The 16,952-nt window shown below is 30.0% G+C and carries 14 protein-coding genes; 6 read left to right on the top strand and 8 right to left on the bottom strand.

All coding sequences use genetic code 11. The features are described 5' to 3' along the window. Window positions 1-87: 87 nt before the first annotated feature. Complete coding sequence (locus LQ668_RS09680; protein WP_078356717.1) at window positions 88-303, top strand: IDEAL domain-containing protein; 216 nt, start codon at window positions 88-90, stop codon at window positions 301-303. A gap of 71 nt (window positions 304-374) precedes the next feature. Here the strand turns inward: LQ668_RS09680 and lplA are convergent, their stop codons facing one another. Further along, window positions 375-1,370, bottom strand: coding sequence for a lipoate--protein ligase (gene lplA, locus LQ668_RS09675; protein WP_078356716.1), 996 nt, complete (start codon window positions 1,368-1,370; stop codon window positions 375-377). Between the two features lie 171 nt (window positions 1,371-1,541). Between lplA and LQ668_RS09670 the strand changes: the two genes are divergently transcribed. After that, window positions 1,542-1,727, top strand: a complete 186-nt coding sequence (locus LQ668_RS09670) for a YkvS family protein (RefSeq protein WP_025905642.1) — start codon at window positions 1,542-1,544, stop codon at window positions 1,725-1,727. Window positions 1,728-1,729: 2 nt separating this feature from the next. Next, window positions 1,730-2,335 carry a CPBP family glutamic-type intramembrane protease gene (locus LQ668_RS09665; protein ID WP_078356715.1) on the top strand — a complete coding sequence of 202 codons (606 nt, stop codon included), beginning with the start codon at window positions 1,730-1,732 and terminating at the stop codon, window positions 2,333-2,335. Window positions 2,336-2,591: 256 nt separating this feature from the next. Here the strand turns inward: LQ668_RS09665 and LQ668_RS09660 are convergent, their stop codons facing one another. Further along, window positions 2,592-4,103 carry a bifunctional metallophosphatase/5'-nucleotidase gene (locus LQ668_RS09660; RefSeq protein WP_078356714.1) on the bottom strand — a complete coding sequence of 504 codons (1,512 nt, stop codon included), beginning with the start codon at window positions 4,101-4,103 and terminating at the stop codon, window positions 2,592-2,594. 158 nt (window positions 4,104-4,261) lie between these two features. On the opposite strand from LQ668_RS09660, the gene LQ668_RS09655 reads away from it, so the two are divergent. Continuing rightward, a complete protein-coding gene (locus tag LQ668_RS09655; protein WP_078356713.1) occupies window positions 4,262-5,734 on the top strand; it encodes an ATP-binding protein in 1,473 nt (490 codons plus the stop codon). A gap of 43 nt (window positions 5,735-5,777) precedes the next feature. On the opposite strand, the gene LQ668_RS09650 is transcribed toward LQ668_RS09655, so the two are convergent. The 6 genes from LQ668_RS09650 to LQ668_RS09625 all read right to left on the bottom strand — a co-directional run bounded on the left by LQ668_RS09650 (window position 5,778) and on the right by LQ668_RS09625 (window position 13,414). Then, entirely contained in the window at window positions 5,778-7,130 is a 1,353-nt protein-coding gene (locus tag LQ668_RS09650) for a TrkH family potassium uptake protein (protein ID WP_107509698.1), read from the bottom strand. A gap of 16 nt (window positions 7,131-7,146) precedes the next feature. Beyond that, window positions 7,147-8,829 (bottom strand): S1C family serine protease, encoded by a 1,683-nt coding sequence (locus LQ668_RS09645; RefSeq protein ID WP_078356711.1) that lies wholly within the window; start codon window positions 8,827-8,829, stop codon window positions 7,147-7,149. Window positions 8,830-9,082: 253 nt separating this feature from the next. After that, complete coding sequence (locus LQ668_RS09640; protein WP_078356710.1) at window positions 9,083-9,904, bottom strand: TerC family protein; 822 nt, start codon at window positions 9,902-9,904, stop codon at window positions 9,083-9,085. Between the two features lie 220 nt (window positions 9,905-10,124). After that, complete coding sequence (locus tag LQ668_RS09635; protein ID WP_078356709.1) at window positions 10,125-11,687, bottom strand: peptide chain release factor 3; 1,563 nt, start codon at window positions 11,685-11,687, stop codon at window positions 10,125-10,127. A gap of 13 nt (window positions 11,688-11,700) precedes the next feature. Next, window positions 11,701-11,940 carry a YueH family protein gene (locus LQ668_RS09630; RefSeq protein ID WP_078356708.1) on the bottom strand — a complete coding sequence of 80 codons (240 nt, stop codon included), beginning with the start codon at window positions 11,938-11,940 and terminating at the stop codon, window positions 11,701-11,703. Then, entirely contained in the window at window positions 11,930-13,414 is a 1,485-nt protein-coding gene (locus LQ668_RS09625; RefSeq protein WP_107509699.1) for a UDP-N-acetylmuramoyl-L-alanyl-D-glutamate--L-lysine ligase, read from the bottom strand. Before LQ668_RS09625 ends, LQ668_RS09630 begins: the two co-directional genes overlap by 11 nt. Window positions 13,415-13,699: 285 nt before the next feature. On the opposite strand from LQ668_RS09625, the gene LQ668_RS09620 reads away from it, so the two are divergent. Both LQ668_RS09620 and ltaA read left to right on the top strand, forming a co-directional pair. Beyond that, window positions 13,700-14,875 (top strand): diglucosyl diacylglycerol synthase, encoded by a 1,176-nt coding sequence (locus LQ668_RS09620; RefSeq protein WP_078356706.1) that lies wholly within the window; start codon window positions 13,700-13,702, stop codon window positions 14,873-14,875. Continuing rightward, window positions 14,853-16,049, top strand: coding sequence for a lipoteichoic acid biosynthesis MFS flippase LtaA (gene ltaA / locus LQ668_RS09615; RefSeq protein ID WP_078356705.1), 1,197 nt, complete (start codon window positions 14,853-14,855; stop codon window positions 16,047-16,049). The genes LQ668_RS09620 and ltaA overlap by 23 nt, the downstream gene beginning before the upstream one ends. Window positions 16,050-16,952 lie beyond the last annotated feature (903 nt).

Genomic DNA, 16,952 nt, shown 5'->3' with positions numbered 1-16,952 from the left:
TACTTTTTTAAAATTTCTGAATATTCATTGCATTTAGAAAATAAATACGCTATAATTTTAACAAATAAAGTCAAGGGGTTGTTTAAAATGAAACAATATTCTCAAGTTAAGCATCAGAGTTTAGAAACTTTCGTTAATAACTTAAATGATTTATCTGTAGAACTAGTTATAGATTCTGCTTTACGTGAAAATCGCAAACGAGAATTGATGGCTTTAATCGATGAAGCACTTTTGAATCGTAACAATACTTTATTTGAACAATATAGTGCAGAATTAATACAGTTGGAGGATTTACAATCGTGAGTTATCATTTAAAAATTACCACATAAAAGAGACGACTTTTGAAAACATTCAAAAATCGTCTCTTTTATTTTTTATAACATTAAGTTAATAATTTCTTCTTTATCTATATCTCCAAAGTAATGATATGCATCAATATCTTTTAATGCTTCTTTTATAGAAGACTTTTGATGTTGTACGCCTATTAAAGCTTCTTCAATATCATTTACATTTCCCACTCCAAAGAAGTCCCCAAAGATTGCTGCATGTTCTATTATACCTTTTTTGACATCTAATTTTATTTGAACTAAACCTCTATCAAATTTATGGCTTCTTTCAAAGTTGTATTTAGGGTTTTTCCCATAATTCCATTCCCATTTTTGATATTTATTTTTGCTCAATTCATTAATATTATCCCAGTCTTCATCAGTAAGATGGTACTCCTCTACTTCTTCACTACCTTGTTGTTTGAAAATTGAAGTTAGTATGCGTTGTTTAAATGTTTCAATATCCATTGGTTCTTCTAAAAATTCTTGAATATTAGCAACTCTTGATCTAATAGATTTAATACCTTTAGATTTAATTTTTGCTTCATTAACTCTTAAAGCATTTACAACTTCTTCAATTTCACTATTTAACATCAAAGTACCATGTGAGAACATTCTATCTTTTTGTTTTACCATTGCATTACCAGAAATTTTCTTTTCTCCGACTTGAATATCATTTCTACCTGATAATTCAGCATTAACACCCATTTCATTTAAAGCATCTACAATAGGTTGTGTAAATTTTGCGAAGTTATGGAAACTATCTTCATCATCTTTCGTAACGAAACTAAAATTCAAATTCCCTAAATCGTGGTAAACTGCCCCACCACCAGAAATTCTTCGTACAACTTTAATATTATTAGCTTCAACATACTCTTGATTTACCTCTTCAATAGTATTTTGATTTTTACCAACAATAATAGATGGTTGATTAATATAGAATAAAAAATAACTATCATCTTTAGGAAGAGAAGTAAGTACATATTCTTCCATTGCTAAATTGATCATTGGATCGTTTATTCCATTATTACTTACAAATTTCATTTATATTTCCTCCTTATTTTTCCCCTTGTTGCCTTACTTTAATATTACCATATGTTTAAATAATAATATGAATGATATGTTTGTGATAAAATAGATGTATATCTTATTATTACTTTATAATTGAACCGTTATTTAGTATAATATTTCATAGTATTATTTAGGAGGAATATCATGACAATCGCAGAAGTTGGAAATATCATAGAATTTCAAGATGGCTTAAGAGGTAGAGTTGAAAAGATTAATGAAAACTCAGTTATAGTAGACATAACAATCATGGATAACTTTGAAAGTTTAGAACTACCTGAAAAAACTGTAGTAAATCACAAGCGTTATACTATAATTTCTGAAGAGGGATAATAGTGAAAAAACAAATTAATCCTCAATTAATATGGTTCATATCGAGTTTTATTATTTTTCACTTTATTTTATTTTTAATGCAAGGTGAAAAAGAAGTATTCTGGTACTTATATACTGGCATTATGATGATTGCAGGCATTAGCTATGTCTTTTATCAACGCGAGATTAAGTCTAAACGATTATTACAATCAATAGGATATGGTTTAATTGGTGCAGTATTATTAGTTATACTTCAACTTTTATTATCCCAAATTTATAATGGTTTATCGTATGCATCATTATTAAAAGAATTAATGCACGCAGGCGTTTTTTATAAATGGCAAATGTTAGTAACAATTGTTATTGCGATACCTTGTCACGAGCTTTATATTAGAACGATATTACAAAATCAACTACAACTTAAATTGTCACGACCTATTGTTGCAATCGTTGTAAGTGCTTTTGCTTCTAGTTCACTATTTTTATATTTAGGTAATTTCGCTATATTCATTTTTATATTTTTAGCTCAATTAATATTATCTACTTTATATTTCTACACTAAAAGAATCGTAACTTCATATATCGCTCAAGTAGCAGCAATAATTATACTTGTAATAATATTTAGTTAAAAAATCCAAACACAGCCGTGTTTGGATTCAGAGTGTCGACAAAGTCTTAGACTTTGCCGGCATTTTTTTATGCGCATGCTTTCCGCGGGCATGTTCTCAGCCTGTAGTCTTCGAATCATGCTTTTCCCGAAGGAGTCAGCGCAAAAAAATACCAAATATTAACAATTTTTATATTTATTTACTTACTTTGTTTATTTTTTTGTCGGTTAACGATTAAGAAATATTCAACTAGCTCTTTCGAACTCGACATGTCTTATTATTCAATTTCAAAATCATGTTCTAGCTCGAATTTACCTTTAGTTTCCCCTATTTCTTCTACCATATATTCAATCACAGTTTTTTTAGATCTTTCATATGTTGATTCTGAAATAATCTTATTAACATGTCTAAATAAGTAATCTGTCATGATTACATTAAAACTGTCTTCTAGATTTATATTATAAAGTTCAACTCTATTTCCTACAGGTTTGTTTAAGTCAATTTTATACTTGAAACCTTTCCAAACTGTCATTAATGTTGGCTCTAAAATTTCTTCGTTATACTTTATTGTTCCTTCTTCTTTGTACATTGCTGTTGCTGTTCTTTCTAATATACGTTTAATTTCAATACCAGTCAGTTTTATTTTGACTGGTTTATCTGTATGAACATAAGATTTATATATATCTTTTACTTTGAGTTCTCCTCTTAAACCATTACCTAATGGGTTTCCAATATGTGCACAAATAAAGTCTATTTCTGTAAATGCTTTACTCATACTATTTTGAATTAACTCAATAAATTTATGTGGCTTAATATATAGGTCAGTTAATTGCTTATAATCTAGTACTACAGGCATATCCGTTACATCTTGTTCCGACCAATGTTGTACTGCTTTTTGGTCGAAATAAGTTAACTCTAGTAAATCCCTATCTTCTGGATAACTAGAAAGTTCAACATGTTTAATTGATGTATCAATAATTTCAACTGAATTAGTTCTTTTTCTAAATTGAATCGACATATCTACAATATTAGTCGCATCTTTACCTGGTTGTATAAATTGAGTTTCTGCAACTTTTAAATCCACGACATGTTCTTGGTGACCTGTAATAATGACGTTAACGCCTTCTGTACTTTTAATCATGTTTTCAGCGTTATTACTATAATATGATCTATAATTATTTTTATCTGTGTAAGTGTTTAGCCCACCATGATATAACATAATTAAAAAGTCAGGACTTTCTTTTTCGTGCAAATATCTTACCCAACGTTTTGCTGATGCCATTGATTCTCCAACAATAACTTCATCTTCGAATTCTATATTTTTATTTTCCATTAAGCCACTTGAAGTAAACCCAATTATACCAATTTTAATACCATCAACGTATTTGATTGTGTAAGGTGTCGTAAAATATGGTTCTTTTGTTTTATTATGTTCTATATTAGCTGCAAGCCATGGAAATCTACTTAGGGCAATAGACTTATTTAAGAAGTCTAAGCCGAAATTAAATTCATCAGGGCTAACACCACTTGCATCAAATTGCATTTCATTCATAATTTTAATCATTGGGTTTCTTTTGTATGGTGCAATTTGTGCATAATAAAAAGCAAACATTGAACCCGACAACATTCCACCATTATCCAATAATAATACACGATGGTTTGCTTTACGTTTATGTTTTACGTAAGTAGCCATCTTTAATATATTTCCACTTATACCACTTCTACTTATTCGACCATGTAAGTCAGAAGTAGCTAATAAATCAATCGTAATGATTTCATTCGTATTCAATGCTATTCCCCCTCTTTCTTTTATATTTTACCATTTTTAAAAAATGATATGTCTTTTTAAACTAATTTGAATAATGATAATGTAATTTTATTTTATGTTGGCAATATTAGTTAATCATAATATACTCAATTAAGAGTATATATACATAGGAGAATATTATGAAACCTTTTAATAAAATTATCATACTAAATATTGTTTTTGCACTTATCGTTTCTATATTAATTGGTGCACTCATTAGTAAAAACTATAATAATAGAATTAATCAAAGATTTGATACTACTAAAGAAATTATTAACTTAAAAATCGATACATTCATAAGCGAATCAAACAGTATTTCTGAATCTTTAACGACGATATTATCTAATAGTAACGATGAAAAATTTATTAATCAATTTTTAAAAGATAATCATACTAGATATACTTGGATAGATCATATTTATATTTTGAATAATAAAAATCAAATCGTCTATGACTCTAAAGGACCAAACTATACTTCAATAGAAGACTTTAATCAATATAAGTATCACTTCCCATTTACTCAAAAATCCACATTAAGTAGCAAAAAGAGATCACTAGATAGACCTAAAACATTATTACTTACAAATCGATTAAAGATTAAAAATCAAGACTATACTGTTGCTGCAGAAATAAATATGAATTCATTTAAAAATGAAATAAAGTTAATTGCTAAGAGATTCCAAATACAAGTACAAGGTATAGATGGTACTCAAATTTATCAAGTCGGCAAATCACATAAACATACAAAAACAATCACTTATTTTTACAATAACTTACCTGTCACAATTAGCATTACTGGACAATATAGTGTTATAACGCGCGTAATTTTACCAAGTATATTTATTTTCTTAGTTATTTTCTTAATATTAACGATTTTAACTTTAATATTTAAAAGTCGTTCCGATAGATTAGAACATGAAAAGTTAATCGAACAAGCAAATAATGAAAAATTGCGACTAATAGGAACATTGGCTGCAAATACCGCGCATGAAATAAAAAATCCTTTAACGAGTATTAATGGATTTATAGAACTCACTAGAATGAAATATGATCAAAACCAGCAAGATAACCATTTTAATATTATTACAGAAGAATTAGATAGAATTAATAACATCGTTACACAATTCTTATATTTAGGTAAACCAACAAACTTAGCTTACACAAATGTTAATATTAGCCAGACAATCAAAGATATAGAGCAATTTTCAAAGTATGAATTAGAACAAAACAACATAAATATTTCTTTATCATTACCAGAAGAACCCATTTATGCCTTTTTATCTGAAGACCAATTAAAACAAATACTGATCAATTTAATTCAAAATTCTAAAGACGCATTAACTGACGTACATAATGCTTCAATAGAAATTCAACTATTAAAGACAAATACAAAACAAATAAAATTAGTATTTAAAGATAATGGAAAAGGTATGTCAAAAGAAGTTCAACAAAAAGTATTTGACCCCTTCTTTACTACAAAAGATTCAGGCAGTGGACTAGGACTTTATTTAAGTAAAAAATTAATTGAAGATTGGGATGGCACAATAAGCGTGGCTAACAATACTGAAGGCACAACTTTTATTATTATGATACCTGTAGTTAAGCATATTTAATATATAAATAAAAAACTGGGACAAGTTAATTGTCCCAGTTTTTTTAACCTATTTGAATTCGTTCTTTTGGATAGTGGAATTTATCAGGCGTTGATTTACCACCTAACATAACTACGAAACATAGTAGCCCAACACGTCCAATGAACATAAGTATCATAATCACTATTTTCGAACCTAATTGTAAATTATCGGTTATCCCCATTGATAACCCACATGTACCAAATGCTGACATTGTTTCAAAAAATATTGAAAGTAAATCATGTTTACCGTCTTCAAATCGTACTACAGATAACACACCAACAAATGTGATAGCTAAAGCCAATGATATAACGGCAAACGACCTTTGTATATCTAAAGGATGTATCTCTCTATTAAATGCTTTTATCGTCGTACGACCATTACTAAAATTGACTAAATAAAGAACAAGTATTGCAAATGTTGTTGTTCTTATACCTCCACCTACTGAGCTTGGTGATGAACCAATGAACATCAATCCACCTAGAAAGAAATTTGTTGCTTCAGTAAACTGTCCAAGATCTATTGTAGATAATCCTGCGCTTCGTGTTGATGAAGACTGGAACATAGCATAAAAGATACCTTTATGCCACGAAATGTCTTTAAATGAGTTTGAAAACTCAAATAAATATATTACAACTGTTCCTAATAAGAACAAGAACAAATAAGTCGCACTTGCAATTTTAGTAAATAATGAAAATCTAAAGTTCGGATGCGTATTTCGCATATAAGTTTTTACTTCAATCAATACTGGAAATCCTATTGCACCTAACATGATAAGTAACATTATAATCGTTTGGACGAAATAATCATTTGCATATGGTGCTAGCGATTCCCCGGTGATATCTAAACCACCATTCGTTGTAGCAGATACAGATGCAAAAATGCCATGATGTATCGCATCTTTAACAGAGCCGATATCTTTATAAAAATAAAAAGATAATAATATCGCTCCAATTACTTCTATCATTAATATAGTTCTAACAATATCTAATATTAATTTAACTACGCCATTCATAGCATTTGAATTACTATCTAGCATAATGAGTTGTCGCTCTCTTAAACCAATATGCTTTCCTAGTATTACCCAAAGTAAAGTACCAATCGCCATGACACCTATACCGCCAATATTAAGTATAATTAATATTATTGCCTGTCCAAACATTGTAAATGTATCTTCAATTATAACGGGTGTAAGTCCAGTCACACTTACGCCAGATACCGCTACAAATAGCGTATCGACAGGTGCAATTTTCACATCAGGTTTAACAACATAAGGTAAATTCAATAATAAAAAGGCGACAATGATTGCGCCCAAATAATATAATACAATACCTTGTTGTGGAGTCATTTTTTGAAAAAAGTATTTTATAATGGACACAAATTGTCACCTCTATTTATTTCAATGTTAATGTTTTAGTAGTTTCTTTACCATCTCTAATAAGTTTCAAATCAACTTTTTCACCTATTTTATGATTATTATATAATTCTTTCCTAAATTCAAGATTATTTTCAATTTTTGTATCATCAATGCCTACAATTACATCATTAAACTTAATCCCAGCTTTATCAGCATTACCATCTTTAGTAACACCCGTTATTGCCATACCTGATTTATATTTATCAGGTAAAGTTATTTGAGATTTTTCGTTAGAGCTTAATTTAGTATAATTTTGAGCCATTATACCTAGTTCAGGACGTTTAATTTCACCGTCTTTTTCTAAAGTATTAATGTAATCAGTTGCTTCGTTTGATGGAATAGCAAATGCCATACCTTCTACATTTGGCATATCAATCTTCAATGATACTATACCAATAAGATTACCTTGTGAATCTAATATTGGTCCACCAGAATTACCTGGATTGACTGCAGCATCTGTTTGAATTGCTTTAATTTCCCAATCATACTCGTCATCCCCATTAAAATCAACAGGAACTTTTCTATTTAAGCCAGAAACTACGCCAGTAGAAATACTATTTTGGAATTCTGCACCTAGAGGACTACCAATCACGATTGCTGTTTCACCTAATATTAAATTATCCGAGTCTTCAAATTTAATAGATTTGAATTTATCATCTTTTTCAATAGGCACACTTAACACTGCTATATCTGACCATTGATCAGTACCTAAAACTTTACCATCATATTTCTTACCGTTTGCAGTTGTGATAATCGGTTTTTTATCGCTTGAAACAACATGTGCGTTTGTTACTATGTATGCTTTATTATCATCAACTTTATAAACGACGCCAGAACCGACGCCGCTATTTTCTTCTTTTTCTTTTTGTGAAGATTCAGTCTTGCTAGATATATCAGAATCTTCATGAGAAACACCAACTACTGAATGCTTAGATTTTTCTACTGCTTCCATTACATTTGTAATAGGTTTTTGGAATCCTTTTTGAGATTGTTGTTCTTCAATAGTCTTTCTACTTTCATTTGGAGGGTTCACATTTTGGAAGATACTCCAAACTAAAATAAAGATTAGTATAATGGCTAAAATAATCGCAATTATTGGCCAATGTTTTTCAATTTTAGATAAAATAGTATTCAAAATATTATTTTTATTTTGAGATTTTTCTTCAACCTTTTCATCATGTATTGCACCAAGTTGCTTATTAGTTTCAAAATCATTGTCTTTAGCAACATGTTTTTTATCTTTATTATGACTTTCATTTCTCACTTTTTTATAATTTATTTCTTGAATATCTTCTTCATTATCTACATCAACTTTGTCATTATCTAATTCACTTTTATTATCAGCTTTTATATCTTCTTCCGTATGATCTTGTTGTGTAGCAGCTAATCTATCATCATCTAAATCAATCGTTGGGTGTGATTTAGATTCTTCTTTTTGCTTTTTAATTTCTTCTTTAGTTAATTTTTCAATACGAGCTTTTTGCATATTTTCTTTAACACGCAATTCATTTTTCTTCTGTAACTCTAACTCGTTTGCTCTTTTTATCTCATTCTCTTTTCTCTCTTGTTCAATTCTTTTCTCACGTTCTTCATTATGAAAAAATTCACGTCGTTGTCTCTTATATTCATTTCTAGGAATGACATGTTTTTTTCGTGACATTTATTGCCCTCCTCAATCTAAACACTTAATGTATCTATTATGCCATATAATATTAAAATTATTAACACAAAACCATTGTATTTCTCTACATTATACACCTATTTTTACATATATTTACTAAATAGCTAAATAACTTGAAAACTAAAGAAATTACTATCATAAATTGAGAATTAGCTAAGGTTGAAATTACCTCATTTTTCGAAAAGATGAAAGGCTGAGACAAATTAATTGTCTCAGCCTCAAATCATTCTAGTTATTCGGTTGTTTTTTTGTTGTTACGGACTGATGTAATCCAGCCGATCACAACTAGCAATAATAATACTGTCCAGAATATTGACTGCCACAATACACCATGTGGGAAGTCATGTGGTAATACTTTAATTTCATCATGTGCTAGTACGATTACTAATAATTTGATACCTACCCAACCTACGATAGCAAATGCTGCTGCTTCTAGGTTCGGATATTTATTTAATAATTCTACAAAGTATGTTGCTGCAAATCTCATGATGATTACACCAATCATACCACCTACGAACATAACACCGAATTGACCGGCATCCATGCCTCCAAAGTCTACACCTAATGCTGGTAGTGTAACTGCTATTGCAAATGCAGCTAACATTGAATCAATAGCAAATGCTATATCTGCGAATTCTACTTTTAATACTGTCATCCAGAAATTCTTTTTCAACTTATGATGACCTTTGCCATCTGAAGGAAATTCTGATTCTGTAAAATCTTCTTGTCCCTCGATATCATCTGCTGTCTTAATTTTTTCGTCTTTATGTTTCTTGAAGTCTATCAAGTTCTTAATAGACATGTAAATTAAGTATATAGCTCCTGCTGCTTGTATTGGCCAAAAGTTAGCTAAGAAACTAATTAAGAATAATGATATTAAACGGAATACGAAAGCACCTAACAAGCCATAGAATAATGCTTTTTTCCTTAAATCTTCTGGTAAATGTTTAACCATTACCGCCATTACAACAGCATTATCTGCTGCCAACAATCCTTCTAGAAAAATTAATACGATTAATACCCAACCGTAACTCAAAAATAAACTCGGATCCATCTTATTCACTCTCCATTTTTTTCTAATAAAAAACAAAAGAGACCATGCCTAATTAAAGGCAAAGGTCTCACTTAACATTTATAGTATGTCCATATTACCGGAAACTTCCGTTTCGTAATGACGATAATATGCTAGAATTTTTAAGTTCTAAAGTTACTCCCCTTCGACAAAGTCGTAGGTCTATTTAGTTTTATTATATTATTATACAATGTTTTATGAATTATAACAAACTAAATAATTTGATTTCAGGGAATTTATCTTCAAACCATCTCGTTGCAAATTCATTTTCAAACAAGAATACATATTGATCAAAGCGATCTTTCACTAAAATTGATCTACTTGAATTCATGTTGTCTGTTATATCTTTTTCATTTTCAATCCATCTCGCAATTTTCTTACCAACCTGTTCCATTACGACATCAACATTGTATTCATTTTTCATACGATGTTCAAAGACTTCAAATTGAAGTTGTCCAACTGCTCCTAGAAGAATTTGATTAGTATGAAGCGTCTTATAAAGTTGTATAGCACCTTCTTGAACTAATTGCTCAATACCTTTATGGAAATGCTTTTGTTTCATTACGTTTTTGGCACTAACTTTCATAAATATTTCAGGTGTAAACTGTGGTAACGTTTCAAAGTGAAATTTTTGATTACCTCCAACAAGTGTATCGCCTATTTGATAGTTTCCTGTATCATATAAACCGATAATATCACCACTTACTGCATGATTGACTGTTTGAGTATCATCAGCCATAAATGAAGTTGAACGTGTAATCTTTTGCTTTTTCTTATTTCTTTGCAGTGTTACATCCATACCTCTTTCAAACGCACCACTTACAATTCTCATAAATGCAATTCTGTCTCTATGTCTCGGATCCATGTTTGCTTGTATCTTAAAGATGAATCCTGAGAAGTCTTGATCAAATGGATCAACGACATCTCCTTCTTCAGTTTTACGTCCACTAGGCATTGGAGCATAATCTACATATGCATTTAAAAAGTTTTGAACACCGAAGTTCGCTAAAGCTGATCCGAAGAATACTGGAGTTAGTTCTCCTGCTAATAGCATTTCTTCATCAAATTGCTCTCCTACTTCATCAACTAACATTAATTCATCAATTGCTTGTTCAAACTGTGAGTCATTTTTAATTGGATGATCTTCTTCTAGTTCATAATCATCATTTAAATGTAATATATTTTCTTCGTCTCTAAATGGTTCAATAGTCTTTTCAGCTCTGTCAATAATGCCGAAAAAGTTTTGTCCCATACCAACAGGCCAGTTCATTGGATAAGTTTCTATTTCTAATGTCTTTTCAATCTCTTCCAATAATTCAAAAGGCTCTTTACCCATTCGGTCTAATTTATTTATAAAAGTAAAAATTGGGATACCTCTCATTTTACATACTTTAAATAACTTTAATGTTTGTGGCTCAATACCTTTTGCACAGTCAATTACCATAACTGCACTGTCTACTGCCATTAATGTTCTATAAGTATCTTCAGAGAAATCTTCATGCCCTGGTGTATCTAAAATATTAATATTATAGTTGTCATAATCAAATTGCATAACTGAACTTGTTACAGAAATACCACGTTCTTGTTCTACTTTCATCCAGTCACTTGTTGCAAACTTCCCAGACTTTTTACCTTTAACAGTACCTGCTTGTCTAATAGCACCACCAAAAAGTAATAACTTCTCAGTTAATGTTGTTTTACCGGCATCTGGATGGGATATTATCGCAAATGTCTTTCTACTTTCTACTTCTTGTTTTATCGTCACAATTCATTTCTCCTTATAGTTCGGATGTCCATTGGCTAATTCTATTCGCTAATTCATTCGCTTCATCTTCATCAAGCACATTAAATAAATGCAAGTACAGATGCTCAATTAATGATTCTCCGTATAAATCATAGTCTACTTTTATAGACCAAAACAAATCAGGAATAGATATTACAAAATATTCTTCTTTTTTATTTTCATATATATAAACTTTACAATTCAAATTTTGCGAATGACTTTCTCTAATCTTCACTTGGCTTTCCTCCATATTTCTCATAAGCAGCCTCTAGACCTATTAAATCATCTCTATGAGGAACTTTTACATGGCCAGGCATAATTTGATAAGGTTCTCTACCTTTCGATGCTAGTACAACTGTATCACCTGGTTCAGATATTTCAATTGCGTGTCTAATACCTTCTGCTCTATCTTCAAATTCTACATAATTATTATGTGTCGCTCCTTTAGCTAATTCTGCTGTTAACATTTTAGGGTCATCATTTGCAGGATTATCTGGTGTAAATATGACATAATCTGCTCGACAACTTATTTTACCCATTTCTGGTGTTTTTGTTAAGTCTCTTTCTCCAGCCATTCCAACTAAAAATATAAGTTTTTGTTTTACGAATGGTTTAACAGCATCAATTAATTTATCCATACCATCTGGTGTATGTGCATAATCTATAATCAAATCAATAGGAAGCTTTCTATCTAACACTTCTAAACGACCTTCAACAGGTGGCATAGTTTGCACAGCCTGAGCAACTTTTGATAAATCATAACCTTGCACCCATAAACCTAAAATACTAGCCAATAAGTTAAGTACATTAAATTTACCTAAATAAGGAGAATCGATTTCATATTCACCAAAAGACGTTACAAGTGTAAACGCTACTCCACTAATTGATTCTTTAATATTTTTAGCCATAAAATCAGCTTCATTATCAATACCATATGTAAAGATTTCAAATGGTGTCACTGGTATTAATTCTTTCGTAAATTTATCATCTGCATTGAGTATAACAAATTTATCTTTTCTATAATCTTGTCCTAATTGACTAAATAATAAAGATTTCGCATGTCCATAAGCTTCCATAGTACCATGAAAATCTAAATGATCTTGCGTTAAATTAGAAAAAATCGCAATATCAAATTCTAAACCTCTTAACCTACCGATAACTAAACCATGACTTGAAACTTCAAATGTCATACTTTCACATTCTTCGTTTACTGCTTCTACTATATGTTTTGTTAAAGTTACAGTTTCTGGTGTGGTATTCACACCTTTTGTAATTTTTTCATTAACTTGAAAACCGTTTGTACCTAAATAAGCACTTCCTTTTCCAAGTCCTCTTGTTAAATGATGAATCATTGTAGCAATTGTTGTTTTACCATTTGTACCAGTCACACCTATTGTAGTTAATTTTTGACTTGGAAAGTCGTATAAGATATGACTAAAGATACTCGCTACTTTTAATGTATCTTTGACAACGATTAATAATACATGATCTGGTAGTTCCATGTAATTCTCACTTACAACTACTGTACAACCTTGTTCAACAACGTTTGGTATGAATTTATGGCTGTCAACATTATAACCTTGTGAAGCAACAAAGATTGTACCTTCAAATGCATTTCTAGAATCTGTAGTAATATCTACTACTTCTTGGTCTTCATTACCATATATTTTTTTAATTTTAATTTTATTTAATAACGTCTCAACGTTCATCGTTATTTCTCCTTTATTTTCAATAGGTTTATTATACACTTTATGATAATGATTTTATAGCTTTGACTATATGTATAAAGAATTATAAAATAAATGAGTATTTACTCGATATACAAATAGATGATATTATGATGAAAATCCAATTGATGAAGAATTACTAAAGAAACATTGAATTAGTTTAAAGATTCTATGTAGTTTTTGTAATAATATGCTATATCTTTTCACAAAAGAGGAAAAATGCGTTAAACTATCATAGAATTTAAATACAAATACGGAGTGTGTCTAATGGTTTCTCAAAACAAAAAATTATTGATTATTACTGGTTCTTTCGGTAACGGTCATTTACAAGTTACGAATAGTATTGTGAAACAATTTGGTGAAATGAATTTAAATCATTTGACTGTAATAGAACATGATTTATTTTTAGAAGCACACCCTATTATGACTTCCATCGCTAAACAATGGTATATAAACAGCTTTAAATATTTTAGAAACATGTATAAATTCTTCTACTATAGTAGACCAGAACAAATTGATAAATGTTTCTATAAATATTATGGACTAAATAAATTACTTAACTTACTTATAAAAGAAAAGCCCGACTTAATTTTGTTAACTTTTCCGACACCAGTCGTTTCAGTTTTAACAGAACAGTTTAATTTAAATATACCTATTGCAACAGTTATAACAGACTACCGTTTACACAAGAACTGGGTTACACCACACTCAAATCGTTATTATGTAGCTACTAAAGATTTAAAAAATGAAATTCATTCTATTGGTATTGATGAAAAAGACATTAAAGTTACAGGCATTCCGATTTCGAAACAATTTGAAGAACCAATAGATCGATATCGATGGTTAACTAAACACAAATTAGATCCTGACAAGAAGGTTATATTAATGTCTGCAGGTGCATTTGGTGTATCTACTGGATTTTCTACCATGATAAGTAAAATTGATATGTATGCTAAAGATGCACAAGTTGTGATGATTTGTGGTAACAGTAAATCTTTAAAGAATGAATTGAGCACGCATTTTAAAGGTAATAAGAATGTCTTAATACTTGGTTATACTAAACATATGAATGAGTGGATGGCAACTAGTCAACTTATGATTACTAAGCCAGGTGGCATCACGATTTCTGAAGCATTTTCAAGACATTTACCACTCATATTCTTAAATCCAGCACCAGGTCAAGAATTAGAAAATGCTGATTATTTTGAACAAAAGGGCTATGGAAAAATTGCAACCACACCGGAAGAAGCCACTAAAATGGTTATTTCACTTACGAATCAACCTAACAAATTGAAAGAGATGACTAAATTACTAGAAGAGAATTATATAAAAAAATCAACAGAAACTATTTGTAACGATTTACTATCATTATTAAGTGACTCACTTTCATATAATGAAGTTTATGGAAAGGTTCCTATGTATGCCAAATACTTTATCAGATAAATCATTTTATAAAAAAGATTTTTGGTTAATGCTTATCATATTATTCATGATGGAATTTGCTAGAGGTATGTATATTCTAAGTTATTTACCTATTTTACCAACAACCACTGCTAAAGTGACTGTTGGTATTACTTCGTTAGCAATCTCTTTACATTTTATAAGTGACGCATTAACAAACTTTGTTATTGGTTTTCTTCTAAAAAGATTCGGTCCAACAGTTATCTTAACTTGTGGATTTTTACTAGCCTTTTCTAGTTTAGCGTTAATTATATTTATACCAACACCAGTGATATTTATATTAAGTGCAATATTACTTGGTATCGCTGTAAGTCCCATATGGGTCATTATGTTATCAAGTGTAAGTGAATCATCACGAGGCAAACAGATGGGCTATGTTTATTTTAGTTGGTTAGTCGGTATGCTCTCAGGTATGATCTTTATGAACTTACTATTCAAATTGCATCCGACTCGATTCACATTTATGATGGCTGTTTGCGTGTTAGTTGCTTGGATTTTGTTCTATTTTGTTAAAGTTCAATTAACTAACTACGAAAGTAAATCAGTCAAAAAACAATTCAAAGAAATTGTTCAAGTAACGAGACGTCATTTACTACTATTCCCAGGAATATTCTTGCAAGGATCTGCAATAGGTATGCTTGTACCAATATTACCTACGTATGCAACAAAACATATGGGTGTAACTACTTTAGAATATACAATTATACTCATTGTTGGTGGAATTGGTTGTACGATATCAATGCTGTTCTTCTCAAAATTAATGGATAAGCACTCTAAGACGTTTACGCATATTATAATTTTCGTAGGTTTCTTAGCTTATAGTTCATTTATTTTTGGATTAACCCTATTAACTCAATTATTAATCGTACTTTTAATAGCATTGCTTATAGGTACAATATACGGCTTACTCTTACCAGCTTGGAACACTTTTATGGCAGGACATATTCATAGTAAAGTTCAAGAAGAAACATGGGGCGTATTCAATAGTGTTCAAGGTTTCGGTACAATGATTGGGCCTCTTATAGGTGGCTTAATATCAGAAGTATTTAGAGATGTCTATTATACAATTTATGCATCTAGTTTAATGTTTTTATTCTTAGCATTATTCTATGGGACTTACTTTGCTTTGAATTACAAAAAGAAAAAATCAATATAACAGGAACATATTTCCTAACTCAAAATAAATAAGCATATCACTTAACTGATTTTTAAAATTTACAGTGATATGCTTATTTTTTAAATCATTACTAATAATTATTTTTATAACAATCTTACGATTTTGTATGTGCATGCTAGCCTATTTTTTTATAAAATCTTACGATTTTGTTCGTGCATGCTTGCCTAGGGGTATGGCTCAAGCCTGTAGTCTCTCACACATACTTTTCCCTCAGGCGTCAGCACTTACAAAATCGTTAACAATATCTATTTTAATACAATGCTAAGAGGCTGAGACAAATTAATTGTCTCAGCCTCTTAGTTATAGAACAGCTATATTTACACAAGTCTATAGAAGTGTAAGCAAAGGTATCTATATTTACACAAGTTGAGAGAAGTGTAAGCATGAGTAGCTATATTTACACAATTCTATAGAAGTGTAAGCATGAGTAGCTATATTTACACAATTCTATAGAAGTGTAAGCAAGGGTATCTATATTTACACATCTCTATAGAAGTGTAAGCAAAGGTATCTATATTTACACAAGTAGAGAGAAGTGTAAGCAAAGGTATCTATATTTACACAAGTTGAGAGAAGTGTAAGCATGAGTAGCTATATTTACACTAGTCGGAAGTAGTGTGAATGATTTTAAAAAAATAAGAGTAGAAATTCAATTTTAATAATGAATTTCTGCTCTTTTTAAAGTTTTAGGATATTTATGTCTTAAGCTCTAATTTGTAATCAAATCTACTTTTATGTTTACTCTTATCAGCAGTTTTACTTAGAACTGCTTTTAACACTACTCTTATCAACAATTTTACTTAGTACTGCTTTTAACACTACTCTTATCAGCAATTTTACTTAGTACTGCTTTTAACACTACTCTTATCAGCAATTTTACTT

The sequence above is a fragment of the Mammaliicoccus sp. K-M42 genome, from assembly GCF_022386375.1.
Classification (GTDB): Bacteria; Bacillota; Bacilli; order Staphylococcales; family Staphylococcaceae; genus Mammaliicoccus; species Mammaliicoccus fleurettii.
This window is presented reverse-complemented; position numbering and strand designations above follow the sequence as displayed.

Excerpts from the sequence above, each read along its gene's own strand:
- LQ668_RS09645 (WP_078356711.1), bottom strand. The coding sequence starts at position 8,829 with ATGTCACGAAAAAAACATGTCATTCCTAGAAATGAATATAAGAGACAA.
- lplA (WP_078356716.1), bottom strand. The coding sequence starts at position 1,370 with ATGAAATTTGTAAGTAATAATGGAATAAACGATCCAATGATCAATTTA.
- ltaA (WP_078356705.1), top strand. The coding sequence starts at position 14,853 with ATGCCAAATACTTTATCAGATAAATCATTTTATAAAAAAGATTTTTGG.
- LQ668_RS09640 (WP_078356710.1), bottom strand. The coding sequence starts at position 9,904 with ATGGATCCGAGTTTATTTTTGAGTTACGGTTGGGTATTAATCGTATTA.
- LQ668_RS09680 (WP_078356717.1), top strand. The coding sequence starts at position 88 with ATGAAACAATATTCTCAAGTTAAGCATCAGAGTTTAGAAACTTTCGTT.
- LQ668_RS09620 (WP_078356706.1), top strand. The coding sequence starts at position 13,700 with ATGGTTTCTCAAAACAAAAAATTATTGATTATTACTGGTTCTTTCGGT.
- LQ668_RS09655 (WP_078356713.1), top strand. The coding sequence starts at position 4,262 with ATGAAACCTTTTAATAAAATTATCATACTAAATATTGTTTTTGCACTT.
- LQ668_RS09670 (WP_025905642.1), top strand. The coding sequence starts at position 1,542 with ATGACAATCGCAGAAGTTGGAAATATCATAGAATTTCAAGATGGCTTA.
- LQ668_RS09625 (WP_107509699.1), bottom strand. The coding sequence starts at position 13,414 with ATGAACGTTGAGACGTTATTAAATAAAATTAAAATTAAAAAAATATAT.